Source organism: Actinacidiphila alni (assembly GCF_900112845.1).
GTDB classification, from domain to species: domain Bacteria; phylum Actinomycetota; class Actinomycetes; order Streptomycetales; family Streptomycetaceae; genus Actinacidiphila; species Actinacidiphila alni.
On sequence record NZ_FONG01000013.1, the window covers coordinates 100,997 to 125,343 of the forward strand.

25 protein-coding genes and 1 riboswitch are annotated in these 24,347 nt (G+C 71.0%); of the genes, 10 read left to right on the forward strand and 15 right to left on the reverse strand.

The genetic code is table 11. The annotated features are described in order from the left end of the window. Position 1: 1 nt before the first annotated feature. Genes BM076_RS21845 through BM076_RS21860 form a run of 4 tightly spaced genes read right to left on the reverse strand, consistent with a single transcriptional unit; the run spans position 2 to position 3,881 of the window. On the reverse strand, positions 2–994 hold the full coding sequence (locus BM076_RS21845; protein WP_093715348.1) for an ABC transporter substrate-binding protein: 993 nt from the start codon (positions 992–994) through the stop codon (positions 2–4). Positions 995–1,000: 6 nt separating this feature from the next. After that, positions 1,001–2,023 (reverse strand): amidohydrolase family protein, encoded by a 1,023-nt coding sequence (locus tag BM076_RS21850; RefSeq protein WP_093715349.1) that lies wholly within the window; start codon positions 2,021–2,023, stop codon positions 1,001–1,003. Then, positions 2,020–2,766, reverse strand: coding sequence for a 4-carboxy-4-hydroxy-2-oxoadipate aldolase/oxaloacetate decarboxylase (locus BM076_RS21855; protein WP_093715445.1), 747 nt, complete (start codon positions 2,764–2,766; stop codon positions 2,020–2,022). The genes BM076_RS21850 and BM076_RS21855 overlap by 4 nt, the downstream gene beginning before the upstream one ends. After that, positions 2,763–3,881 carry a zinc-dependent alcohol dehydrogenase gene (locus BM076_RS21860; protein ID WP_093715350.1) on the reverse strand — a complete coding sequence of 373 codons (1,119 nt, stop codon included), beginning with the start codon at positions 3,879–3,881 and terminating at the stop codon, positions 2,763–2,765. Before BM076_RS21860 ends, BM076_RS21855 begins: the two co-directional genes overlap by 4 nt. Before the next feature lie 81 nt (positions 3,882–3,962). Between BM076_RS21860 and BM076_RS21865 the strand changes: the two genes are divergently transcribed. Further along, positions 3,963–4,907, forward strand: a complete 945-nt coding sequence (locus BM076_RS21865) for a substrate-binding domain-containing protein (RefSeq protein ID WP_093715351.1) — start codon at positions 3,963–3,965, stop codon at positions 4,905–4,907. Positions 4,908–4,955: 48 nt separating this feature from the next. Further along, a complete protein-coding gene (locus tag BM076_RS21870; protein ID WP_177246550.1) occupies positions 4,956–5,414 on the forward strand; it encodes an RpiB/LacA/LacB family sugar-phosphate isomerase in 459 nt (152 codons plus the stop codon). A 110-nt stretch (positions 5,415–5,524) separates the two neighbouring features. Here the strand turns inward: BM076_RS21870 and BM076_RS21875 are convergent, their stop codons facing one another. The 5 genes from BM076_RS21875 to BM076_RS21895 form a co-directional block, all read right to left on the reverse strand. After that, positions 5,525–6,373, reverse strand: a complete 849-nt coding sequence (locus BM076_RS21875) for an alpha/beta fold hydrolase (protein WP_093715352.1) — start codon at positions 6,371–6,373, stop codon at positions 5,525–5,527. A gap of 66 nt (positions 6,374–6,439) precedes the next feature. Further along, positions 6,440–7,276 (reverse strand): 3-methyl-2-oxobutanoate hydroxymethyltransferase, encoded by an 837-nt coding sequence (locus BM076_RS21880; protein ID WP_093715353.1) that lies wholly within the window; start codon positions 7,274–7,276, stop codon positions 6,440–6,442. 73 nt (positions 7,277–7,349) lie between these two features. Further along, positions 7,350–7,844, reverse strand: coding sequence for a 3-methyl-2-oxobutanoate hydroxymethyltransferase (locus tag BM076_RS21885; protein WP_093715354.1), 495 nt, complete (start codon positions 7,842–7,844; stop codon positions 7,350–7,352). Positions 7,845–7,857: 13 nt separating this feature from the next. After that, positions 7,858–9,144 carry an aromatic ring-hydroxylating dioxygenase subunit alpha gene (locus BM076_RS21890; RefSeq protein WP_093715355.1) on the reverse strand — a complete coding sequence of 429 codons (1,287 nt, stop codon included), beginning with the start codon at positions 9,142–9,144 and terminating at the stop codon, positions 7,858–7,860. 78 nt (positions 9,145–9,222) lie between these two features. Further along, positions 9,223–9,537, reverse strand: a complete 315-nt coding sequence (locus BM076_RS21895; RefSeq protein ID WP_245796224.1) for a 2Fe-2S iron-sulfur cluster-binding protein — start codon at positions 9,535–9,537, stop codon at positions 9,223–9,225. A gap of 218 nt (positions 9,538–9,755) precedes the next feature. Between BM076_RS21895 and BM076_RS21900 the strand changes: the two genes are divergently transcribed. Both BM076_RS21900 and BM076_RS21905 read left to right on the forward strand, forming a co-directional pair. Beyond that, on the forward strand, positions 9,756–10,874 hold the full coding sequence (locus BM076_RS21900; protein WP_093715357.1) for a cupin domain-containing protein: 1,119 nt from the start codon (positions 9,756–9,758) through the stop codon (positions 10,872–10,874). Then, positions 10,871–12,487: an ethanolamine ammonia-lyase reactivating factor EutA gene (locus tag BM076_RS21905; RefSeq protein WP_093715358.1), complete on the forward strand. Its 1,617-nt coding sequence runs from the start codon at positions 10,871–10,873 to the stop codon at positions 12,485–12,487. The genes BM076_RS21900 and BM076_RS21905 overlap by 4 nt, the downstream gene beginning before the upstream one ends. A gap of 141 nt (positions 12,488–12,628) precedes the next feature. Here the strand turns inward: BM076_RS21905 and BM076_RS21910 are convergent, their stop codons facing one another. Continuing rightward, complete coding sequence (locus BM076_RS21910) at positions 12,629–13,915, reverse strand: NAD(P)/FAD-dependent oxidoreductase (RefSeq protein WP_245796208.1); 1,287 nt, start codon at positions 13,913–13,915, stop codon at positions 12,629–12,631. 130 nt (positions 13,916–14,045) lie between these two features. Between BM076_RS21910 and BM076_RS21915 the strand changes: the two genes are divergently transcribed. Continuing rightward, complete coding sequence (locus BM076_RS21915) at positions 14,046–15,074, forward strand: cupin domain-containing protein (RefSeq protein WP_093715360.1); 1,029 nt, start codon at positions 14,046–14,048, stop codon at positions 15,072–15,074. A 26-nt stretch (positions 15,075–15,100) separates the two neighbouring features. Next, the gene (locus tag BM076_RS21920) at positions 15,101–15,793 is read left to right on the forward strand and encodes a class I SAM-dependent methyltransferase (RefSeq protein WP_093715361.1); all 693 of its coding nucleotides are present in this window, start codon (positions 15,101–15,103) and stop codon (positions 15,791–15,793) included. Positions 15,794–15,891: 98 nt separating this feature from the next. Here the strand turns inward: BM076_RS21920 and BM076_RS21925 are convergent, their stop codons facing one another. After that, on the reverse strand, positions 15,892–16,671 hold the full coding sequence (locus BM076_RS21925; protein WP_093715362.1) for a FadR/GntR family transcriptional regulator: 780 nt from the start codon (positions 16,669–16,671) through the stop codon (positions 15,892–15,894). 626 nt (positions 16,672–17,297) lie between these two features. Between BM076_RS21925 and BM076_RS21930 the strand changes: the two genes are divergently transcribed. The 3 genes from BM076_RS21930 to BM076_RS21940 all read left to right on the forward strand — a co-directional run bounded on the left by BM076_RS21930 (position 17,298) and on the right by BM076_RS21940 (position 21,440). Next, a complete protein-coding gene (locus BM076_RS21930) occupies positions 17,298–18,362 on the forward strand; it encodes an ABC transporter substrate-binding protein (RefSeq protein WP_177246551.1) in 1,065 nt (354 codons plus the stop codon). A 101-nt stretch (positions 18,363–18,463) separates the two neighbouring features. Next, positions 18,464–20,242 (forward strand): ABC transporter permease, encoded by a 1,779-nt coding sequence (locus BM076_RS21935; RefSeq protein WP_093715364.1) that lies wholly within the window; start codon positions 18,464–18,466, stop codon positions 20,240–20,242. 19 nt (positions 20,243–20,261) lie between these two features. After that, positions 20,262–21,440 (forward strand): ABC transporter ATP-binding protein, encoded by a 1,179-nt coding sequence (locus tag BM076_RS21940; protein ID WP_093715365.1) that lies wholly within the window; start codon positions 20,262–20,264, stop codon positions 21,438–21,440. Positions 21,441–21,497: 57 nt separating this feature from the next. Here the strand turns inward: BM076_RS21940 and BM076_RS21945 are convergent, their stop codons facing one another. The 4 genes from BM076_RS21945 to BM076_RS21960 all read right to left on the reverse strand — a co-directional run bounded on the left by BM076_RS21945 (position 21,498) and on the right by BM076_RS21960 (position 23,481). After that, positions 21,498–21,683, reverse strand: a complete 186-nt coding sequence (locus BM076_RS21945; RefSeq protein ID WP_093715366.1) for a hypothetical protein — start codon at positions 21,681–21,683, stop codon at positions 21,498–21,500. Positions 21,684–21,793: 110 nt separating this feature from the next. Then, positions 21,794–22,267, reverse strand: a complete 474-nt coding sequence (locus BM076_RS21950; protein WP_093715447.1) for a carboxymuconolactone decarboxylase family protein — start codon at positions 22,265–22,267, stop codon at positions 21,794–21,796. A gap of 76 nt (positions 22,268–22,343) precedes the next feature. Further along, entirely contained in the window at positions 22,344–22,781 is a 438-nt protein-coding gene (locus BM076_RS21955) for a hypothetical protein (protein ID WP_093715367.1), read from the reverse strand. Between the two features lie 46 nt (positions 22,782–22,827). Continuing rightward, positions 22,828–23,481, reverse strand: coding sequence for a TetR/AcrR family transcriptional regulator (locus BM076_RS21960; protein ID WP_177246552.1), 654 nt, complete (start codon positions 23,479–23,481; stop codon positions 22,828–22,830). A gap of 437 nt (positions 23,482–23,918) precedes the next feature. Next, positions 23,919–23,985: riboswitch (guanidine-III (ykkC-III) riboswitch) on the forward strand. A 32-nt stretch (positions 23,986–24,017) separates the two neighbouring features. Here BM076_RS21960 and BM076_RS21965 point away from each other — a divergent pair. Further along, entirely contained in the window at positions 24,018–24,338 is a 321-nt protein-coding gene (locus BM076_RS21965; protein ID WP_093715369.1) for a DMT family transporter, read from the forward strand. The last annotated feature ends 9 nt before the right edge of the window (positions 24,339–24,347 follow it).

Sequence of the window (24,347 nt, forward strand, 5' to 3'; positions counted from 1 at the left end):
CTCAGATGACCGCGGATTCCAGGGACTCGGGAGCGAACAGCTCCTCGGGCGACCGCAGGCGGTCCGACAGGCCCTGCTCGTGGTGGTAGCGCAGGAAGGTGGCGAGCGTCGTGCGATTGCCCGCCACGCCGTACGACCAGTAGTCCTCGCCCAACAGCGCCCGGGCCTCCTCCAGTTGCGGGGTGAGCCAGGGCAGCATGAAACGCAGCGCCGAGGTGTCGTAGAGATTCGCGTACGCCTGGTCCTTCGCGGTGAGCAGCGCCTTGTACAGCGACTGGGCGACCCACGGGTGCCGTTCGTACACATCGCGGCGGATCACCACCACATGCATGACCGGGAAGATTCCGGTCGCCGCGTAGTACTCCTTCTCGGCGGCCACCACATCGGGGAAGACCCGCCGCACCCGCGGGTCGCCGGCCGCGAAGGGGCTCGGGACACGCGGGGTGACCAGGGCGTCGATCTCACCCTCGGCGAGCATCGCGGAGAGCGTACGGCCCTCGGGCGCGGCGCTGATCCGTACCGTCTCCGGCAGATCCACCCTGGCCTTCTCGATCCGCCCCGCCGTCTCCTGACCGCCCGTCACATGACGGACCGAGTCGAAGGGGACGCCGTGCCGGTCGCCGAGGACGCCGCGCATCCACACACAGGCGGTCAGCTGGTACTCGGGGGTGCCGACGGTCTTGCCGCGCAGGTCCTCAGGACCGGTGATGCCCGCGTCCGCGTGGCAGTACAGCGAACTGTGCCGGAACATCCGCGAGGTGAAGACCGGCAGTGCCACGAAGGGCGCGGGGTCCGCGCGCAACGACAGCACGTACGAGGACAGCGACATCTCCGCGACCTCGAATTCGCGGTGCCGCAGCATCCGGAAGAAGGTCTCCTCGACCGGCAGCCGCAGATAGGTGAGGTCGATGCCGTCCGCGCGGACCGTACCCTCGGCCAGGGCGCGGGTGCGGTCGTAGTCGCCGCACGCGAAGGTGAGGTGCAGTGGGGCCATGGGCGGCTACCTGCCTTCCGATGTGAGCCGTGCGTCCAGCAGGGGATAGACGCGCCGGGCGTTGCCCTCGAAGACCTGGTGCCGCTGCTCCGGGGTGAGCCCGGCGCGGTCGACGTACGCCTTGGTGTCGTCCCAGGCGATGCCGGTGTCCGGGTCGGCGCCGCGGACGGCGCCCAGCATCTCCGAGGCGAAGAGGATGTTCTCGGTGCCGATCACCTGGTGCAGCAGATCGATGCCGGGCTGGTGGTACACGCAGGTGTCGAAGAAGACATTGCCCAGCAGGTGTTCGGCGGGACCGGGCCGTCCGGCGCGCATCGCCAGCCCCCGGTAGCGGCCCCAGTGGTACGGCACCGCGCCGCCGCCGTGCGGGATCACCAGCCGCAGCGACGGGAAGCGGCCGAAGAGGTCGCCCTGCATGAGCTGCATGAACACCGAGGTGTCCGCGTTGAGATAGTGCGCGCCGAGGGTGTGGAAGCTCGGATTGCACGAGGTCGACACATGGATCATCGCCGGGACGTCCAGCTCGGTCATCGCCTCGTAGAGGGGATACCAGTACGGGTCGGTGAGCGGCGGCGACGTCCAGTGACCGCCCGAGGGATCGGGGTTGAGATTGCAGCCGACGAAACCCAGATCGCTTACGCAGCGCCGCAGTTCGGCCACCGACTCGTCGAGCGGGCCGCCGGGCACCTGCGGCAACTGGCAGACCCCCGCGAAGTGTTCGGGGAAGAGCCGGGTGACGCGGTGTACGAGGTCGTTGCTCGCCGCCGCCCAGGCCCGCGCGGTCGCCGCATCCGGCACATGGTGCTCCATGCCGGAGGCTTTGGGGGAGAAGAGCATCAGGTCCCCGCCGCGCTCGCGCAGCACCTTCAACTGGTGGTCCCGGACGCTCTCGCGGACCGCGTCGTCACTGATCGCGGCGAGCACCGGCGCCGGCCGCGCACCGTCGGCCAGGGCGGCGAGCTGCGCGTCCCGGAACGCCTGGAGCTGCGAAGGCGCGGTGGTGTAGTGACCGTGGATGTCGATGATCATCGGCCGCCGGTCCGTTCCGCCGCAGGGACGTCCACGGACGCGTCGGCGGACACGTCTTCGCCGGACGGCGCGTCGCGGTACGTGAGGCCCTTGCGGGCCAGCCGCTCCCGCATCGTGTTGACGTCCAGGCCGAGTTCACCGCGCGCGTACCGCTCGCGCAGCCCCGCCTCCCGGCGTTCGCGTGCCTCGCTCGCCGCCAGCACCTCGGCGGCCCGCAGCCGCGGTACGACCACCACACCGTCGTCGTCGGCCACGACCACATCGCCCGGTTCGATCCGCTGACCGCCGCACACCACAGGGGTGTTGACGTCCCCGAGCGTCTCCTTCACGGTGCCGAAGGCGCTGATGTGCCGGGCCCACACCGGAAAACCCATCCGGGCCAGCTCCGCCACGTCGCGGCAGCCCGCGTCGATCACCAGGCCCCGCACCCCGCGCGCCATGACCGAGGTCGCCAGCAGATCGCCGAAGTACCCGGCCTGCGAGGGCGAGGTGGGCGCCACCACCAGGACGTCGCCGTCCCGGCACTGCTCGACGGCCACATGGATCATCCAGTTGTCCGCGGGCGGCACGCTGACCGTCACCGCGGTGCCCGCGATGTGCGCGCCGCCCCACACCGGCCGCAGCGCCGGGTCGAGCAGTCCCGTACGGCGCTGCGCCTCATGGACGGTGGCGACGCCGTAACCGGCCAGCGCGTCGGCGGTCGCCCGGTCCGTACGCGCCGGATGGCGGATCACCACGCTCATGCCGACGCCGCCCACGGCAGCAGCGACACATGCACGACGTCCCGCGCGCCCTCGCCGCCGACCGCCCGGATCGCGCGGTCGGTGTCGGCCAGCGGGAAGGAGTGGGTGCTCAGCCGCTCCAGCGGGAAACGGCCCGACGCGAGCTGTTCCAGGGCGAGTTCGCAGGAACGGTAGCTGTGGCCGCGGGCGCTCTTGACGCTGATCGACTTCTCCGTGACCTTCTTCAGCGGGAAATCGGGGAAGGCGGCCAACTCGCCCTGGACCACGATGGTGCCCTCGCGACGCTTGAGCGCGTCGACGCCGAGCAGCACCGGCGCGGTGCCCGCGCCCGAGGTGCAGTCCAGCACCACGTCCACGCCGCGGCCCCCGGTGATCTCCCGGATCCGGGCGAGCGCGTCCTCCTGCGTCACGTCGATGACGTGGTCGGCGCCGAGATCCTTCGCCAGCAGCAGCCGGGCGGCGTCCCGGGTGGTGCCGGTGACGATGATGAGCGAGGCGCCGGCCTGCTTGCAGGCGACGACCTGCGAGAGGCCCTGCTGACCGGGACCCTGGATCAGCACGGTGGAGGCGTAGCCGACGCCCGCGGTGACCAGTGCCCACTCGATGCCGTTGGACAACGGCGTGACCAGACCGGCCAGTTCGGCCGAGACGCCGTCCGGCACGCGGTGCGTCACCGCGTTCCACGGCAGATACAGATACTGCGAAAAACCGCCCCACAGCCGGCCGGGATTGTCCGCCGAGGTGTAGCCGTAGCGGCGGGCATCGGGATTGGTCCGCCAGTCGGTCGCCTCGCAGTGCCGGTACTCGCCCCGGTGGCACCACTCGCAGCGGAAACAGCCGACGTAGTGCTCGACGAAGATCCGGTCGCCCTCGACGAGGCCCTTGCGCTCGCTGAACGTCCGGCCGGCCTTCGCGATCACCCCGACGTTCTCGTGCCCCATGATCACCGGGTCCGCGAACGGCGGCTTGGCGTACATCTTGACGTCCGTACCGCAGATCCCGGCGACCTCGACCTTCAGCAGGGCGCCGTCGTCCGGCACGTCCGGCATCGGGAATTCGCGCAGCTCGGTCGTGCCCGGCGCGGTTCTGACCGCCGCCAGCACCTGCTCTGCCATGGCCTCTCCTCATCGATCGGTCCGTCGGGACGGCACACGTTACTCTATGGCCTGATGGTCTGACCATGGTACCTTTCCTGCATGGTCGAACCCGTACTCAGCACCGTCACCCGCACCCAGGGCGCCAACGCCGCGCTCAAGGACGGGACGGTGACGCCCGACGGCTGCCGCCTCGCCTTCGAGGAGGTGCCGGTGCTCGTGCACGCCTTCCGGCGGATGGTGCGCGGCCTCGAATTCGACGTCAGCGAAATGGCGTTGACCACGTATCTGGTCGCGAAGGCGCATGGCGCCCGCTTCACCGCGGTGCCCGCCTTCCTCGTGCGCGGCTTCCACCACGGCGCGGTCCTGCACAATCCGGCCGTCTCCGGCCTGACCGGGCCCGCGGACCTGACCGGCCGCCGCGTCGGCGTCAACCGCGGCTACACCGTCACCACCGGCGTCTGGGCGCGCGCCGTCCTCGGCGCCGAATACGGCGTCGACCTCGCCAAGGTGACCTGGGTGCTCTCCGGCGACGAGCACGTCGCCGCCTACCGGCCGCCCGCCAACGTCGAACCGATGGCGCCCGGCCGCACCCTGGAGGAGCTGGCCGTCAGCGGCGAACTCGCCGCCGTCATCGGTGTGGACGCCACCGCGCCGGAACTGGTCCCGCTCGTCCCCGATCCCGAGCGGGCCGCCGTCGCGGCGCTGCTCAGGGACGGCACCTACCCGATCAATCACCTCGTAGTGATCAAGGACGAACTCCTGGAGCGGCACCCCGGCCTCGGCGCCGACGTCCTGGGCGCCTTCACCTGCGCCAAGGACCTGTATGTGCAGCGGCTGCGGGCCGGCGCGATCGAGGAACCGACCAAGGCCGACCGCCTCTACTCCCGTGTCATGGAGATGACCGGCGGCGCCGACCCGCTGCCGTACGGGGTCGAGGCCAACCGGCAGGTGCTGGAAGCGCTCATGCGGCACGCGGTGGACCAGCGCATCCTTGAGCGACCGCTGCCCCTGGAAGAACTCTTCGCCGAAGGTACGCGGGGCTGACGGTACGTCAAAAGCCTTTGGCGGAAGCGGAATCGAGGAGCCGTCGCCATGCGCATCGCCATCGCCGCCGACCACAACGGCGTCACGCTCAAGGTCCGGCTGACCGCGTGGCTGACCGGCCTCGGGCACACCGTGGACGACCGCGGCGGATACGCGGACGGCGCGGTGACCGACTATCCGCCGCTGTGCGCCGACGTCTGCCTCCAGGTCGTGCACGGCGCCGCGGACCGGGGCATTGTGCTCGGCGGCAGCGGCCTCGGCGAGACCGTCGCCTGCAACAAGATCCGCGGCATCCGGGCCGGGCTGTGCCACGACGTGTGGAGCGCCGGCATCTCGCGCGGCAACAACGACGCGAATGTGCTGGTGCTGGCCGCCAAGGTACTCACGCCCGAGGCGGCGGAACTGATCGCGGCGACCTGGCTGGAGACGGCCTTCAAGGGCGGCGTCCACCAGCGGCGGCTCGACCAGATCGCCCGCCTGGAGCGCGGCGAGGCCGCACTGGACTGACCGGGGCCGTGCCCGGCGCTCGAGGAAGGCGCCGGGTACGGCCCCGGATGCGTATGGGCCGACCCGCGTACGGGGGCCGTACGACCGACCTTCGTCGCTCCACCGCGGACCTACGTCGCGGCGAGGAATTCCAGCACCCGCCCCGGCGCGTTCTCCGCCGTCTGCTCCGCCACCGGCATGTCCCAGTATTCGGCCGCGGGCAGGCACTCCTGGAGATAGCGGGCCGCCGACGGCGCGTGCGAGGTGTCCTGGCCGGGCACGATGAGCGCCGGAGTATCGAGCCGCAGCAGATCCTCCGGCTCCGGTCCCGGCACCGTGTCCCGGTCGAAGAGCAGTCGCGCCGTGCCGGCCACCGCCGCCTGGTAGCGGTCCGGGTCGTAGTGCGCGTAGCGGCTCGCGAAGCCGTCGTGCCGCCGGATCACCCCGGCCCAGGGGCCGACCCGCGGGTCCGTGGTGAAGCCCGCCTCTGTACCGCGGGCCAGTGCCACGACCCCGTCCAGGCCGTGCTCCTGTGCGTAGGCGAGGTGCCGGGTGAAGCGGGCGTGCTGCTTGAGTCGGTACTTGACGCCGCCCGCGGGGGAGTAGAGCACCATGCTCAGCACCCGCTCCGGGTGCGCCACGGCCAGCGCCGCGACCGTCGAACAGCCGACGCAGCCGCCCATGAGATGGGCCCGCTCGATGCCGAGCCGGTCCAGCAGGCCCACGCCCTGCGCCACGTAGTCCGCCCAGGAGATCCGTTCCAGCCGTCCGCCCGAGCGGCCCGACTCGCGCCGGTCGAAGGTGACGCAGGTGTACTTCTCGGTGAGCCGGTCCAGCAGCCCGAGCCGCCGGTAGACGCCGACCGTGCGCCAGCTCTCCAGACTGGAGTCGAAACCGCCGGGCGAGAACATCAGCAGCGGCGGCCCCGATCCGGCCACCTCGTAACGGGTGGAGATCCCGTCGATGACGGCAGTGGGCATGGTGCGTGGCTCCTCTCTCCTGTCGTCGGCCGGACGACCGGACGCACTACGGCAGTTGACGTACCGTCAGCTTGCGGGCGGCGGTACGGGAATGCCGCCGGCGACCTGGCGGGCGGCCCGTACGTCCCCGGCGTAGGCGGTGAGCGCGGCGAGCGTGATCCGCGCGACGTTGGCGTAGGTGTCCGGCGGGTCGTCGATCGCGGTGGCGGCGTAACCGATGGCCGCGTGCGCCATCCGCATCCGGCCGTCGAGCCAGGGACCGCCGCCGAAGCCGCCGACGACCGGGACCTGGACGGCCTCGGCGACCGCGGCGCCCACGACGGGACCGGAGTTGGTGAAATTGAGCAGCACCGCGCCCGCGTCCACGAGCAGCCGCGCCTCCGCGATCAGCGCGTCCTTCATCGCCACCGGTACCTGGTCGGCGGCCGAGGGGATCGAGCGGTACTCCACGCCGTAGCGCAGCGCGGTCTGCGGGGTGATGCCGAACTGGGCGAAGACCGGGATGCCCGCCCGGGTGATCGCGGCGACCGCGTCCGGGTAGTCGGCGGCGGCGTCGAGCTTGACCATGTCGACGCCGGCCTCCTTGACCAGCCGGATCGCCGCGCGCACCGCGCTGTCGGTGCCCTCCTGGAGCGGCCCGAAGGGGAAGTCGGCGCTGACCAGCGCCCGGCTCACCCCGCGCCGCACCGCCTGGGTCACCACGAGCATCTGCTCCATGGTCACCTCGAACGGATTGGCGTGCCCCCACAGATTGACGCCCACGGTGTCGCCGACCGAGACGATGTCCACCCCGGCCCGGTCCGCGACGCGCGCGATCTGGTAGTCCCAGGCCACGACGCCGACGATCTTGCGGCCCTCGTCCTTCATCCGCTGCAGGGTGCGCGGGGTGATCTTCTCGGACATCTCGCCTTCGTTCTCCTGGAGTTGAGGACCGTCGCCGCCCTACGGTCGTGTCGGCCGCGCGGATCCGAGGGGTTCAGACCCGCAGTGCGGTGAGCAGTTCGAACACATCGCTCTCGTCGGCCGACAGCAGCAGCACCCGGGCGTACGGCCGCAGCGCCGCCATCGCGCCGTCGGCCTCGAAGCCGTCGCCGAGGACGACACCGGCCGTGGTGATGGCCCGGGCGCCGCACTCCCGGCCGATGGCCGCGGCCTGAGCGCGTCCCGTGTCCTCGGACGCCAGGATCACCACCACATCGGTGCCGGTCAGGATGTCGGCGAGGGCGGCGGGTCTGCCGTGCAGTTCGAGCAGCGGGGCGGCGGCGTCGCCCGCCGCGCCCGCGACGGTGTAGAAGCGCGCCTTGGCCCACGGCCCGCGCGCCACCCGGCGGGCGACCGCCTCGGCCGCCGGGTCCAGGGCGATCACCCGCGCGTTGCGCGCGGGCGCGAGCGGCCGGGTGATCCTGAACCGCGACTCCTCGCGGGAGGCCGCCCGTGCCGACTCGCTCGGCCATGTGACCGGTACCGTCATGCCGCCGCGCCCGTCAGACCGTGGTCTGGGCGACGCCGGGCGTGACGGTGACCGCGTCGCGGCACGAGTCGAGGAACGACTCGGCCACCGGCAGCACCACCGCGGCCGATCGCACCTTGTGGTGCGCCGGGTCGACCCCGGGCGGCGTCACTCCTTCGTCCCGCAGCGCGATGGCCGCCTTGCGCAGCTTCTGCCGGGCCTTGATGATCCCGCTGTCCGCCGGGACCAGCCGCTCCTTGGAACGGTCCACGATCGGGCCCATGCTCTCCTGGAGCGACGCGTCCTGCATCGCGATGCCCGCGACACCGGAGTAGGTGTCGCCCCGGCGCTGTGCCTCGCGGTCCATCAGATAGTCGTTGTCCATATTGGCCGCGGGGCGGTAGGTGCCCGGGATGTTCTTGCTGTGCACCCCGTGGCCGTCGATCATCGCCTGCCGCTCGGTGTCGGTCAGCGCCCGCACGGGGTGGTAGTCGAAGGAGTACGTCCAGCAGTTCTCGTCGTCGATCGGCACCCAGAAGTGGCCGTGCACCGGGTGGTCGCCGCGCGGCGGCACCATCGTGAAGTTGGGCATCACCCACGGGGTGATCCGCCAGTAGTAGGTGCCCGGCTCGGCGTTGCGGCGGGCGCCGACGAACAGGCCGCCCTCGCTGTCGGCGACCTCGAAGAAGGGCTTGGTGTCCTTCATGTTGTACTCGTTGCCCTTGGAGCCCTTGAACAGCGGATCGGACTTGAGGCCGCCGGAGTGCAGGAACGTCACATGGCTGGAGTCGATGCCGCCTTCGAACGCCTGCAGCCAGTTGCACTGCTGCCAGCGCTTGGAGGTGTACGTCTGCTCGGCCGGCACCAGCGCGAACTCGTACTCGGGCAGCGGCGGCGTGGTCGCCGGGTCGCCCATGTACGTCCACAGCAGGTCGCCGATCTTCACCAGCGGGTACGAGGTCAGCTTCACGTTCTGGCAGAAGCTGCTGTTGTCGGACTCCGACGGCACCTCGATGCACTGGCCGGTGACGTCGTACTTCCAGCCGTGGTACGGGCAGCGCAGCCCCGCCTCCTCATTGCGGCCGAACCACAGCGAGGCACCCCGGTGCGCGCAGAATTCGTCGATCAGGCCGTAGCGGCCCTCGCTGTCGCGGAAGGCGAGCAGACGCTCGGAGAGCAGCTTGACCCGGACCGGCGCCGCGCCGTCCTCGGCGAGTTCCTCGGCGAGCAGCGCGGGAAGCCAGTACTGCCGGAAGAGATTCCCCATCGGGGTACCGGGGCCGGTCTGCGTCAGCAGCTCGTTGATGTCTTTTCTCAGCACAGCCGTTTCCCTTTCACATGATGACCTGGTCACCGCGTCCGGCGGCGGCGGGCGGTCTGGGCAGCGCGCGGAACGGGGTCAGGGCTGCTCCGGCGGGATCTCGACGGTCAGCCCGTCGAGCGCTTCCGTGACACGGATCTGGCAGGCGAGCCGGCTGGTGCCGCGCCGCTCCGAGACCGCCATGTCCAGCAGGTCCTCCTCCATGTCGCCCGGCGGGCCCACGGCCGGGGCGAACTCCTCGCCGACCCATACGTGACAGGTCGCGCAGGAGCAGTTGCCGCCGCACTCCGCGACGATCCCGGGAATCCCGTTCTTGACCGCGGTCGCCATGACCGACTCACCGACCGTCGCCTCGACGGCGTACTCATGGCCGGTGCTGCCGATGTAGATCACCTTGGCCAAGACAGCTCACGCCCTCTCGTGACGTCCGTTGGTATGTCCATTAGACCAGAGCGTCCCGCGAGCGCACAAGCGCCTCGTTGACGGATGAACGGTCGACGGGTTGGGGTGGGTGATGACCGGGTGCGGCGCGCCGACAGCGCGTTGACACGCGGAAATTATTGGCCTTAGGGTCCTACCAATAAAGTGCGTCTGATCGAGGAGGACCCCGGATGGCCAGCGACGCGATCGTCAACGAGTCCTTGGCGGCGAAGTTCGCCACCGAGAAGGAGTCCCCCTACACCCGCTGGGTGGCCGCCGAGGGGCTGGACATCATCGCCGCCCACTACGTACCGGATCTGCGGACGGTGGAGCTGAAACCGTGGGAGCGGCGCGGCGGGCGCGGGGTGTTCATCAACCACGAGGCGACCCGCACCTCCAACGACTGCTACGTCTGCGAGATCCCGGCCGGCGGCAAGCTCGCCCCGCAGCGGCAGCTCTTCGAGGAGATGATCCTGGTCCTGGAGGGCCAGGGCTCCACCAAGGTGTGGAACGACGCGGGCGCCGAGGTCACCTTCGAGTGGCAGGCCGGATCGCTGTTCGCCATCCCGCTCAACGCCCACCACCAGCACTTCAACGGCTCCGGCCGGACCGCCGCGCGCTTCGTGTCCTCCACCAACATGCCGCCGGTGATCAATCTCTACGACGACGTCGACTTCGTCTTCGGCACCGCCAAGGACTTCCCTGGCCGCTTCAACGGCGAACCCGACTACTTCTCGCCCAAGGGCGAGCAGAAGGGGCTGCTGCTCGACACCAACTTCGTCGCCGACGCGGCCAATCTGCCGCTGATCGAGGCGAAGGAGCGGGGCGCGGGCGGCGGCCACATCCGCTTCGCCATGGCCAAGGGCTCGATGAACAGCCACATCTCGCAGTTCCCGACCGCCACGTACAAGAAGGGCCACCGGCACGGGCCCGGCGCCCATGTGATCATCCTCAGCGGCACTGGATACAGCCTGATGTGGCCCGACGGCGAGGAGCCCCGGCGCTACGAATGGGGGCCCGGCACGCTGATCGTGCCGCCCAACATGTGGTTCCACCAGCACTTCAACACCGGCGCCGAGCCCGGCCGCTACCTCGCCTTCAAGCACGAGGCGGTCTCGCTGCGCAACGCCCAGGGCGTGCCGAAGGCATGGATCAGCCGCCGGATCGGCGGCGACCAGATCGACTACGCCGACGAGTCGCCGGTCGTGCGCGAGATGTTCCGCAAGGCGCTGGCCGAGCACGGCGTGGAACCCCGGATGGACGAGGTGTACGAGGCGGAGATCCCGACACTGGCGCCCAAGCCCGCATGAGCGCTCATGCCCACGCCCACACGCACCGGGCCGGTGACGGCCGGGCGCGGGTCGTGCACTCCGCGCACGTACCGGACCACGACCACGCACACGACGACGACGCGCTCGCCCCGATCGAGGAGAACCCGATCTGGCAGCAGGACAACGTCGTGCTGCACAGCGTCGGCATGGACATCGGCTCGTCCGGCACCCAGGTGATCTTCTCGCGGCTGCATCTTCGGCGCATCGGCGAGGAGCTGACCAGCCGGTACATCGTCGTCCGGCGCGAGACGCTGTACCGCTCGCCGGTCGCGCTCACCCCGTACGCCGACGCCGAGCGGATCGACGCGCAGGCGCTGGGCACGATCATCGACCGTGCCTACGCCGCCGCCGGAGTCGATCCGGCGGCCGTCGACACCGGCGTGGTGATCCTGACCGGCGAGGCGCTGCGCCGCCGCAACGCCGAACCCATCGCCCGCGTTCTCGCCGAACGCGGCGGCGAACTCGTCACCGCCACCGCGGGGCACCACATGGAGGCGATGCTCGCCGCGTACGGCTCGGGCGCGGCGAAGGCGTCGTACGACAAGGGCCTGCGCATCCTCAATGTCGACATCGGCGGCGGCACCACCAAGCTCGCCATGCTGGAGGACGGCCGGGTCACCGCGACCGCCGCCCTGCACGTCGGCGGCCGGCTCCAGGTGACCGACGAGGCGGGCCGGATCGTCCGCCTCGAACCCGCGGGCCGCGAGCACGCCGCCCGCGCCGGCCTCGACTGGGCGCTCGGCGCCGCCGCGGGGGGCGACGAGACCGGGCGGGTGGCGCGGGCCATGGCCGACGACCTGGCCGCCGCCGTCACGGCCGCGGCCACCGGGTCCGAGCCGCCCGCCGAGGTGCGGCGGCTCTACCTCACAGAACCGCTGCCCGCGCTCGGCCGGATCGACGGGGTGATGTTCTCCGGCGGCGTCGCCGAATACGTCTACGGCCGCGAGGAGCGCCGCTTCGGCGACCTCGGCCTGCCGCTCGGCCACGCACTGCGCGACCGGGCCGCGTCGGGAGCGCTGCCGTATCCGCTGCTGCCCGCGGGCGAGTGCATCCGGGCCACCGCGCTCGGCGCCTCCGAGTACAGCGTGCAGCTCAGCGGCAACACCGGCTGCGTCACCGACCCGGACGCGCTGCTGCCGCGCCGCAATCTCCAGGTGGCGCGGCCGGTCTACCCGCTGGGCGAGCGGATCGACGCCGAGGCGGTCGCAAACGCCGTACGGCACCGCCTCGTCACGCTGGACCTCCCGCAGACCGGGGCCGATGTGGCGCTCGCCCTGACGTGGGCCGGGCCGCCGAGCCACGAGCGGCTGATCGCCTTCGCGCGCGGCGTGAGGGACGGCCTGGCCGACCGGATCGCGGCCGGACTGCCCGTCTACCTCGTCCTCGACGGGGACGTGGCGATGACGCTCGGCCGTCTGCTGCGCGACGAACTCGACGTCGGCGGCGACCTGTTGGTCATCGACGGGATCGCGCTCCAGGACTTCGACTACATCGACATCGGCCGGATCAGACACCCGTCACGGACGGTGCCGGTCACCATCAAGTCGCTGGTCTTCGGCCAGGACCCGCGGCAGTCGCCGGCGAACCTTTGACGTCTGCGCTCTTGAACCGCGGGCCCCGCGGCTCGCACTCTTGAAGGCCCGCACCCGGGCACCCGACGAGGCCGTCCCCGCACCCCGCCTGACAGCGGTGCGGGGGCGGCCTCCTGTCGTGCCCGGGGCCGCCCGGCCCCCTCAGAGCGCGGGCGCCGTGTCCGGCTCGGCGGCGATGAGGGTCTTGAGCGGGACACCGGGATCGGCCGCGCGGTCCGGGTCGATGGTCGCGCCCCGACCCAGCGCCTTGCGGACGGCCATGTAGTCGGCGGGCCGGTTCACCGCGTCCACCGCCAGCAGCCGCCCGTACCGGTAGTACAGGACGGAGAACTGCTCGCCGTCCGGCTCCCCGCGCACCACCTGGCCGTCGTAGCCGGCCGAGAGCCCCGCCATCTGGAGCTTGAGGTCGCCCTGGAAGGACCAGAACCACGGCACGGACGGGACGTCCGCAGTCCTGCCCAGCAGCGTGGCGGCGGCCACCTGCGCCTGCGCGACCGCGTTCTGCACCGACTCCAGGCGCACCCTGCCCTCGCCGGTCATCGGGTGCGGGCGCACCGTGCAGTCCCCGGCGGCGACCACCGCCGGATCGCTGGTCCTGCACCGGGCGTCCACGACGATGCCGCCGTCGCAGTCGAGCCCGAGCCGCTCGGCCAGTTCGGTGCGCGGCACCACCCCGGCGCCGATCAGCACCAGATCGGCGGGCAGCCGCGTACCGTCCGCGAGGCGGACTCCGATGACCCGGCGGCCGTCGCCCTCGACGGCCGCGACCGTGGCGCCGAGCAGGATGTCGGTGCCCCGGCGCAGATGCGCCCGCCGGTAGAACTCCGAGACCAGCGGCGCCACCGCGCGGGCCATCAGCCGGTCCGCGGCCTCGACGACCGTCACCGACCGGCCGAGCGCCCGCGCCGCGGCGGCGGCCTCGAGCCCGATGAAGCCGCCGCCCACCACCACGACCCGGCCCGCGGTCGTCAGCCGGACCCGCAGGTCCGCGGCGTCGTCGTGGTCGCGCAGATAGCAGACGCCGTCCAGCTCCGCGCCGGGCAGCGGGAGCCGGCGCGGGGCCGCGCCGACGGTCAGCGCCAGCCGGTCGAAGACCAGCTCGCGTCCGCTCGCGGTGACGGCCCGCCCGGAGCCGGGCGGGCCGGCGGGGGACAGGGCCACATCGGCGACCCGCTCACCGCTGACCAGATCGATCGCGTTCTCGGCGTAGAAGGCGGGCGCCCGCAGCGCCAGGGCGCCGAAGTCGGCCCGGCCCGCGAGGAATTCCTTGGACAGCGGCGGGCGCTGGTAGGGCGGGTGGACCTCCTCGCCGACCAGCGTGATCGGTCCGGTGGCGCCCGACTGCCGGAGCGAGGCGGCCAGTTGGAGACCGGCCTGGCTGGCTCCGACGATCAGTGTCCCGCAGTGTCGCTGGTCCGTGCCCGGCATCGGAACCCCTCTCCATGTGTCGACGGTTAATGTCATACCATTAAACCATCGTCCGTTCGAGTCGTTGACGCTCTAGAGGTACGTTGATATAAAGGTTAGGCCAATGACCCGAGGTCTAGAGGAGAGCCGTATGAGTGACAAGAAGGGCCGGGTCTTTCTCCGGGGGATCACGTCGGAGACGTACGGGCTCAAGGAGTTCCGGCGCCAGCAGCTCGACGCCCCCCGGGTCAGGGACGACTCGGTCGTGGTGGACGACGCGAAGGTCGGCCACTCCGGCGACTCGGCCGAATCCCGCACCTGGTGGCGGGTCGGCCCCGGTGACGAGCCGTTCCTGACCCAGAGCCTTCAGGTGCACTTCGTCGAGCTTCCCCCGCACTCGTCCAACCACGGCCACGGGCACCAGAACGAGGCGGCCTTCTACATCCTCGACGGCGCGGGCTACGAGATCCACGACGACCAGCGGTACGACTGGGCCACCGACGACCTCGTCCTGGTCCACACCGACTCGGTGCACCGGCACTTCAACCCCTACGACGAGACCGCCCGCTGCCTGATCTTCAAGGCCAAGTCCGAGTGGATGTACCTCGGCCTGATCCAGCAGGGTCGCAGCGGACCCGTGGAGGACGAGGACCGTTTCGGACCGCGCGAGGACTGGTCGCGGGTGTGGACCCCGGATGTGGAGAAGCTCCGCAAGGTCGTCAGGTCCGCGGACACCACCTGGGAGCTGACCCCGCTCGGCCGGGTCCGTACGCTGTCCGCGCCCGGCGACGACGTGCGCACCTTCAGCGTCGACGCCTTCGTACTGGACATCCCGGCCGGCAGCCGCTCCGGCAAGCGCTGGCACATGGCCGACGAGATCCTCTACGTCCGCTCGGGGCACGGCTACAGCCTGCACTGGGAGGTCGAGGCCGAGATCGCGGAGAAGTACTACGCGCGGATCGCCAAGGAACCCACCCGGCACGAGATCAAGCCCGGCGACACCCTGTACGTGCCGCACAACACCATCGCCCAGCATTTCTCCGCCGACGGCGAGCCGCTGGTGCTGATCTCCGGCCAGAACCGGCTGTTCAAGCAGCTCGGCTACGACAACGTGGCCTACCTGGAGAACGCGCCCGAGTACGACGAGGCGCACGGCGCCCCGGCCGCCGACCGGTCCTGACCCGACGTCCAGGAAGTGGAGCCGACATGCCGGAAATGAGCCGCGCCGCGGCAGCCGTATGGTCCGACGCCGACTTCGTGACGGCGTGGCTGGACGCGGACCCGCAAGGAGAGCGCGACCTGCTGGCGCTGCCGCGGCTGATGGCGGCCCGGATCGTCGCCGAGACCACACCGCGGCCGCAGCTGATCGTCGATGTGGCGGGCGGCGCGGGCAAATTCCTCGGCGTCATGCTCGACGCCTTCCCCGCCGCGCGCGGGGTGTGGCTGGACGCCTCGCCGACCATGCTGGACCGGGCCAGGATCGACCTGGCCCGCTTCGGCCCCCGGGTCTCCTTCACCGTGGGCGACATGACCGAACTGCGCGCCGCCGGGGTGCCCGGGGGAGCGGACGTGATCGTCACCTCCCGGGCCAGCCACCACCTCGACCGTACGGAGCTGCACGGCTTCTACCGGGAGGCGGCCGGACTGACCGCCCCCGGCGGCTGGCTGGTCAACCTCGACCACATCGGTCCCGCCGAGGTCTGGGACACACGCTACCGCTCGGTGCGCAAGCAATTCGGGGCGTACCGGCCGTCCGCGCCCAGCCATCACCACAACTACCCGCTGCCCAGCGTGGACGATCACCTCGACGGACTCCGGGCTGCCGGGGCCGACGAGCTGGACATCGCCTGGAAGGCGTTCTACACCTGCCTGTTCATGGGCCGACTGCCGCAGGGCTGAGCACCCGCGGCAGGACCGCCCCCAGTACGGCCGAGCCCCCTGCGGCGCGCGGATCCCCGCGCCGCAGGGGGCTCGGTGCCGCCCGCTCCCGTACCCGCCTACTTCTTCGCGCGCCGCGCCGCCGTCTTCGGCTCGTCCATGCAGAGCCGGTCGGCGGTCCTGCTCAGGTGCTCGCGCATGATCCGCTCACCGGTGGCCGCGTCGCCCGCCTGGATGGCGGCCACGATCGCCCGGTGCTCCTCCAGACCCCGCTTGCCCATCTCCGGCGCGGTCTGCTGCGCGGTGGTCAGCGACATCAGCAGCGGCCCGTGGAAGGAGTGGATCAGCATCTCGAACGCGGTGTTGTGGGTGCTCGCCGCCAGCCGCGTGTGGAATTCGGCCGACAGGGCCACGTCGTAGCTGCCGGCCGCCACCGCCTCCTCCTGCCGGTCGCAGATCGCCTGGAGGGCGGCGAAGTCCTCCTCGTCGGCGTGCGCGCACAGCAGCGGGATGATGCCGACCTCCAGGACCAGCCGGACCTGGGTGACATCGGCGGCCGACACCGACGACAGGGTGAGCAGATCGGTGATGCTCGCGCCCACCCGGTCACTGGTCGGGGTGGTCACGAAGGCGCCGCCGTGCGCGCCCACCCGGATCTCCACCAGGCCGCCGGCCTCCAGCACCCGCAGCGCCTCGCGGACGGTCACCCGGCTGACGCCGAACCGCTCGCACATCTCGCGCTCCGGCGGAAGGCGGTCGCCCGGCGTCAGCTTGCCCTCGTGGATGAGCGAGCGCACCTGGTCGACGATCAGGGCGGAGATCCGCCGGTCGTTCACAGGGCTGAGCAGACCGCCGGACTGACCGTCCTCGGTCCTCGCGGTCGGACGGCGAGCGGCCATAGGGATTCCTTCCGTAGACGTTGACGCCCCCATAGTAGCTGATTAGGGTATGACCAATAGGCCCTGGTCGTGGACCCGGTCTCCGCGCTGCCCTCCAGGGGTCGACCTCCGGACCCTATCGACACCGATGCCCCCGAGGTGCGCGGCGTGGACGGTGCGACCGCGGATCGGCCATTTCCCGTGCGTGCCGGGGCCGTTGTCACCGGCGCAGCACGCACCGCCCGGCGCCGCCTCACCCAACCGCTGCCCGCGCCCGGCGCCGGCATTCCGTGCCGTGCGCCGTGCGCCGCTGTCACGGACTCTCGCGACGACATCGGTCACGTCATCCTCGTCCGTGTCGGCATCCGACGCCGCCGCCCGGTCCGCGATCTTCGGGTGTCCGCCCGGTGTCATCGGCACCTGCCCTGAGCTGCGGCGATCTCCTGGCCCGGATGGGTGACGGGCGGCGCATGACGGGAGAAAATCCGTGTGAACTATTGCAATGGTCATACCGACAGTCCAGACTGTCACTGGTTTCGAGGGAGACCTCCGATGAAATTCGGCCACAGGCCGGCTCTTTCCGCGGACCTCAATTGGAGGATGACCGCATGCAATATGTGCACGGACGACAAAGAGCGGGCAGAGCCATGCGCGCCCCCGTCGGCATAGCGGCCGCTCTGCTGCTGGCCGGCACCCTGACCTCCTGCGCGGGCGCAGCCGCGGGTGTCACCACGAAGGTGGAACCGGCCCAGCAGCCGCAGGAGCTGCTGCCGCAGGCCCGCCAGGAGGGCAAGGTCGTGTGGTACACCACCTTCGCCGACTCCGACGTGAACGACATGATCTCCGCCTTCCAGAAGGCGTACCCCGGAGTGAAGGTCGAGGCACTGCGGCTCAGCGCGGACAAACTTCCCTCCCGGCTGGTCACCGAGCAGCGCGGCCGTAAGTACAACGCGGACGTCATCTCGGCCGACTGCGAGCCGGTCTACCAGCTCATCCAGGTCGGCACCCTCACCCCGTACGAACCCCCGCAGGTCCCGCCGCTCCCGGAGCAGCTGCGCAATCTCCCCAGGGGCTACGGCAACGCCGTCTACATCCTCACCAGCGCGATCGCGTACAACCCGGCAGGCGTCAAGGCCCAGCACCTCCAGCCGCCCACCAGCATCGAGGACCTGACCGAGCCGGAGTGGAAGGGCCGGTTCTCGATCGACCCGTCGGCCATCAACTGGTACGAGAGCCTGATCACCGGACTCGGCCACGACAAGGCACTGGAACTGGTCAGGAAACTCGGCGACAACTCGCCCCGGCTGGTGGAGAGCCACACCCAGTCGCTGACCGAGGTGCAGGCCGGCGAACCGCTGGCCTCGGTGAACGCCTACGCCTACAAGGCCGCCTCGCTCGCCAAGAAGACGCCCACCCGGATGGCCTTCAGCAACACCGACCCGCAGCCCGCCGCGGCCGCCCTCGCCGAGATCGCCCGCAAGGCGCCACACCCGGCCGCCGCCAAGCTCTTCATGGACTGGCTGATGTCCAACGAGGGCCAGGCCAACGTCGTCGGCATCACCAACCACACCTCGCTCGACCCCACCGCCAAGAACGACGCGAGCGTGTACGACCCGACCCGGTGGAAGCCCGCCTGGTCGCTGCCGGTGATCAGCGCCGACACCTACGACCGCTATCTGACGGAGTACCAGAAGGCCCTGCACGCCGTCTGACAGGGCCGGTCCCTGCGGCGCCACACGGCAGACCCGGCGCCGGGGGACACGCACCGCCCGCCATCCGGCGCACCCACCCCGACCCCAGGACGGCCTCGCCCATGAGCCTGCTCAGCCGGTCCCGCCCGGCGCCACCGCCCCCGACCCTGCTCCCCGTCCACCGCCCCGCCCGGATCGGCAGGCTGGTCGGCTGGTTCCGCGACCCGCGGAATCTGCTGCTGGCCGTCGTCGCCGTGGTGGTCGCCTACCTGGCGCTCGTACCGGCCGGCACCATGGCGGTGGCCAGCCTGCAGACCTCCTTCCTCAGCACCGCGCCGACCGGCTGGACGCTGCACCACTACACCGAGACCCTGGGCGAGGCGGACTTCTGGACGCTGGTCGGCAACTCCTTCGGATACGCCGCCGCCACCGCCGTGATCAGCACCGTCATCGGCTTCGGCCTGGCGTATCTGGTGACCCGCACCAACACCCCGGCCAAGTTCTTCGCACGCGTCGCCGCGCTGATCCCGCTGATCATCCCGGGCATCCTCAACACCGTCGCCTGGGCGCTGCTGTTCGCGCCGCACACCGGCGCGCTCAATGTGCTGCTGCGCGACATGCACCTGCCCGCGTTCAACATCTACTCGCTGGCCGGCATGGTGCTGGTGCAGTCGATGCACGTCACCCCGGTGGCCTTCCTGATGGGCACGGCGGCCTTCACCTCCATGGACTCCTCGCTGGAGGAGGCGGCGCTGGCCAGCGGCGCGCCGCCGTGGCGGGTGTTCCGCACCATCACCGCGCGGCTGATCCGGCCCGCGATCATGTCGGCGGTGCTGCTGATGTTCGTGCAGACCATCTCCACCTTCGAGGTGCCGCAGCTCATCGGTGTGCCCGGCCGGACCTTCGTGTTCGTCAGCAAGATCTACAACGCGCTCCAGGCGTTCCCCACCGACTACGGCACGGTCGGCGTGATCGGCGTCTTCATCCTGGCCGTCGCCAGCGGCGGCCTGTGGCTGTCCCGGCGCCTGAGCGGCTCCGGCGCCGCCGCGCAGACCATCACCGGCAAGGGCTTCCGGCCCACCTCCACCGACCTCGGCCGCTGGCGCTGGCTGGGCCTCGCCGCCTTCGTCGTCTTCTTCCTGGTGGCCGTGGCGCTGCCGCTGCTGATGCTGGTCTGGTCCTCGCTGCTGCCCGGCTACGAGCCGCCGTCGATCTCCGCGCTGCACCGTCTGACGCTCGCCAACTACCGGGAGATCTGGCACACCCCCGGCCTGATCGACTCGGTCCGCAACAGCCTGATCACCGCTGTCATCGCCGGCGCCGTCGTCACCGTGATCAGCGCGATCGTCGCCTACATCACCGTCAAGACCAAGGTCCCGGGGCGCGGCCTGCTCGACGGCCTGGCGACCGTACCGCTGGCCGTGCCCAGCGTCGTGATGGGCGTCGGCATCCTCTACTGGTACCTGACCGCGCCGATCCCGCTGCACCTGTACGGCACGCTGACCATCCTCGTCATCGCCTTCGTGACCATCGGCCTGCCGTACGGCCTGCGCTACATCGTGCCGGGCATGGCCCAGATCAAGGACGAACTGGAAGAGGCGGCGGCCACCAGCGGCGCGTCCTGGCTGCGGACCTTCCGCACGATCTACGTCCCGCTGCTCGCGCCGTCGCTGACCGCCGCCTTCCTCTACACGGTCATCGTCGCCTTCCGCGAGATCTCCGCCGCCATCTTCCTCTACACCCAGGGCACCCAAGTGGTGTCGGTGACGATCTACCAGCAGTGGTCGAACGGCAGCTACCCGATCGTGGCCGCCCTCGGAGTGCTCATCGTCGCCTTCCTCGCCCTGATCGTCGCCGTTGTCAGCCTTCTCACCAGGAAGACCGGCCTGAACCGCCAGTGAGCACTCGAAGGAGAGTCTCGTGATCGAGGTACGCGGACTGACCAAGCGCTATCCGGGCCGCACCGTGCTGCGCAACGCCGTCGACGGCATCGACCTGGACGTGCCCGAGGGAAAGCTGGTGACGCTGCTCGGCCCCAGCGGCTGCGGCAAGACCACCACGCTGCGGCTGATCGCCGGCCTCGAGAAGCCCGACGACGGCCGGATCAGCATCGGCGGCACACTGATGTGCGCGCCCTCCGAAGGCGTCTACGTCGGTGTGCACCACCGCCCGATCGGTGTGGTCTTCCAGTCCTACGCGGTCTGGCCGCACATGACCGCGGTGCAGAACGTCATGTTCCCGCTGCGTTCCGGCCAGAAGAAGCTGCCCAAGCCGGAGGCGCGGCGCCGCGCCATGGAAGCGCTGGAGATGGTGGGCCTGGCCGAATACGCCGACCGCCCCGCGCCCGCGCTCTCCGGCGGCCAGCAGCAGCGCATCTCGCTGGCCCGCGCCCTCACCCGGGAGCCCGAAGTGCTGCTGCTCGACGAGCCGTTGAGCAATCTCGACGCCGGGCTGCGCGACCGGGTGCGCGACGAGATCCGCGCGGTGCAGCAGCGGCTCGGCATCACCACGGTCTTCGTCACCCACGACCAGGACGAGGCGCTCGCGGTTTCCGACGAGGTGATCGTCATGGACCACGGCAGGATCGTGGAACGCGGGCTGGCCCAGGACATCTACGCCTGGCCGCGTGAGGAGTTCACCGCGCGCTTCATGGGCATCTCCAACAGCCTGCCGGGCACGGTGACCTCGGCGGACCGGGACATGGCCGAGATCGACCTCGCGCACGGGCGGCTGCGCTGCCTGGCGTCGGGCACACCCGCGGTCGGCAGCCGGGTCAATGTCTTCATCCGGCCCGAGAGCCTGGTGCTCTCCCGCAAGGACCCCTCGGGGCGCGGCTGGAAGGGCACGGTCGAGTTCAGCATCTACCACGGCGACTGCTGGGACTACCACGTCCGCGTCGGCGACACCCTGCTGCGCTCGCGGATGTACCGGGAGAAGATCGGCCTCGCCCACGGCGACCCGGTGTTCGTGGTCCCGGAGCAGGAGACGGCGATCGCCATCACCGAAACGCCGGAGGGGACCGCCGACGAACGGACCGCCGGGGCGACGGTGCTCGCGGCGACCACGGCGGCGGACGCGGCCGGCCAGGGCGAGCTGTAGCGGTACGGACCTGCGCGTACGGGGCCGGGGGCGGCGCTGCCCCGGCCCCGTACGCGGCTACGGCCGGCCGCCGTCGCCCGGAGAGCTGCCGGGGCCCACCGGCACGTCGGCGAACAGGAAGCGCTCCATCATCACCACCGCGTCCGCCAGGATCTCCGGGTCGCCGTCGGGGAGTTCGCGGAAGGCGAGATTCAGCAGATGGGCGCCGACGTCCACGGAGAGGTGGACGCGCCGCCGGGTCACGGGCGTGTCGGGAAGGCCGTAGGAGCCGGCGCCGGCCGCGGCGCCGCTCGCACCGGAGACCGGATCACCGTTCGGAGGGGGAGCCGGGCCGGAGGCCCGGCATGAAGGGGTCAGTGTGCCTGGCCCACCTGGTAGCCGCCCGAGGGCTGGCGGATGATGACGTTGCCGCGGTTGAAGGCGTTGATGAGGGCGATCTGCGCGACCAGATCGGCCAGCTGCTCGTCGTCGTAGTGCTTGGCCGCGTTCGCCCACACCTCGTCCGGGACGCCCTGCCCCGCGTCGGCCAGCCGGGTGCCGTACTCCGTCAGCTCCAGCGCGGCCCGCTCCGCGTCGGTGTAGACGGTGGCCTCGCGCCAGGCGGCCACCAGGTGCAGACGCAGCGCCGTCTCCCCGGCCGCCGCGGCCTCCTTGGTGTGCATGTCGAGGCAGGCCCCGCACCCATTGATCTGGCTCGCCCGGATGTTCATCAACTCCCGTGTCCCCACGGGCACCGCCGAATCCGCCAGCGCCTTGTTCGCCGCGATGATGTGCTTCCAGAACCGCGTCGCCGCCGGGCTGCCGAACATGTCCAAACGCGCGCTCATGGTGTCCTCCTGTGCCGTCGCCATCTGCGTACATCCACAGGACGACACAGCCCCGCGCCCTGTGACACGCCCCCGCTCAATGCGGCCCGGGCTTCGGCTCGAACGGGAAGGCCGGATAGCCCTCCCAGCAACTCCCGTCCGGGTGGACGACCGGCGACTGCATGCCGATGCGGTAGAGCGCGGTGAGACCCACCGCCACGGCCACCGGTACCAGCCACTGGCCCCAGCGCAGCACCGGAAGCGGCAGCGAGAGCGCCCACCAGGACAACTCCACCACCAGCAGACAGGCCGTCATGAGGAAGCACATCTCGACCATCAGGCCGGTGAGCGCGAAATTCTCCCCCGAGTCATTGCCCAGGGGGCAGTCGGACCAGGCCCGCGCGGTGAGGACCGTCCCGGTGTACGAGCCGACCGCCCCGAGCAGCGCGGCGCGCGCCACGGGTTTCCAGGACGGCAGCGCGAGGCGGGACGACGCCTTGCGGGGCAACGGCGGCAGCGGCGGCGGGATGCTCACACCTGGTAACACCGCGCGGCGGGCGGAAGGGTTCCGTCCAGTGGGGTTAGTGGGCGAAGGCGTCCTGGGCCGTGCCGCGCATGCCGGCGACGATCATGTCGATGCCCCGGCGGTAGTAGCGGTCGTCGCTCGCGCAGGAGGAGAGGGCGGCGGCGGCTTCCACGACGTGCGGGTAAAGGGTGGGGGAGAGGGCCGAGAGGGTGGCCTCCTTGGCGCTCACCTCGGCGGCGCGGTCCTCCGGGGAGAGCGCGGGATTGCTCCGGCCCGGCTCGGTGATCACCAGGGTGACCAGGGAGCACAGTGCCTGACCCGCGGTCTGGGCGGCCTCCTCGACCGGCATGCCCGCCTCGCTCAGCAGCGCGAGGGTGCGCTCGGTGATGGCGAGGCCGGGCTCGGAGGTGAACAGCCGGGTGATCACCAGCGGGGCGGCGTTCGGGTGCGGGCGCAGCGCCGCGAGGAAGATGCTGAGCAGATCGTTCATCTGCTCGTGCCACGGCCGCTGGTCGGCCTCCGGCACCCGGACGTCGGTCAGCAGCCGGTCGGTGACGGCGTCGAACAGACCGTCCTTGTCGGGGAAGTGGCGGTAGAGCGCCATCGGCGTGACGTCGTGCTGCTGGGCGACCCGCCGGATCGTCACGGCGTCCAGGCCCTCGCTGTCCGCCACGGCCAACGCGGTGGAGATCAGTTCATCCCGGTTCAAGCGCCTTTGAGCCGCCATTGGATCCCGCCACCTCCTGGTCGACAGCATGACCGGCACCACGGTCCATGCCGCTGCATATACGCAGGGTACTGCGTAGGACCCCGCCGACGGTGCCGCCGGAAGCCAAGGTATATGCCGTACTCTATCGGTGACCGGTTCCGGGACTGTCACGGGACGCCGCGCCCGCCGGCCGCGTACCGGACCGGTCTGCGCGGTACGGCGGCTCACCGGGTATCGGCCATTCCCGGCCCGCGGTATCGGACCCTCCGCCCGCCATCTCTCAGATACGCGCGCAGGCGGTTTCCTACGGTGCGGCCGACACCGACAGGTGGTAGCCCGGGGACCGGGTACGGCACCGGAACCCCGGCGATCCGGGTCCGCCGTTCGTCGCGCGGCGGACCCGGACCGGCCCGTTGGTCACATGAGCGTATTGCCGGAGTTTGCTACGGTGGAAGCACCACCCGACGAGCGCGTCGTACCGGGACCCTGCAAAGACGACGCACCCCCGTAAGCACGAACCCACGGAGGTGCCCGTCATGGCATGGGTCCTTGTTGTTGTCGCAGGTCTGCTGGAAGTCGTCTGGTCCGTCGGGATGAAGTACACCGCGGGCTTCACCCGCCCCGTCCCGAGTCTGCTGACCGGCGCGGGCATCGTGGCGAGCATGCTGCTGCTGTCCCAGGCGGCCAAGACGCTGCCGATCGGTACGGCCTACGGCGTGTGGGTCGGCATCGGCGCGGCCGGTGCCGCCGTCGTCGGCATGGTCGCGCTCGGCGAGCCCGCGACCGCCGCCCGGATCTTCTTCGTCTCGCTGCTCCTGGTGTCCGTGGTCGGCCTGAAGGCGACCTCGGGTCACTGACGGACGCCG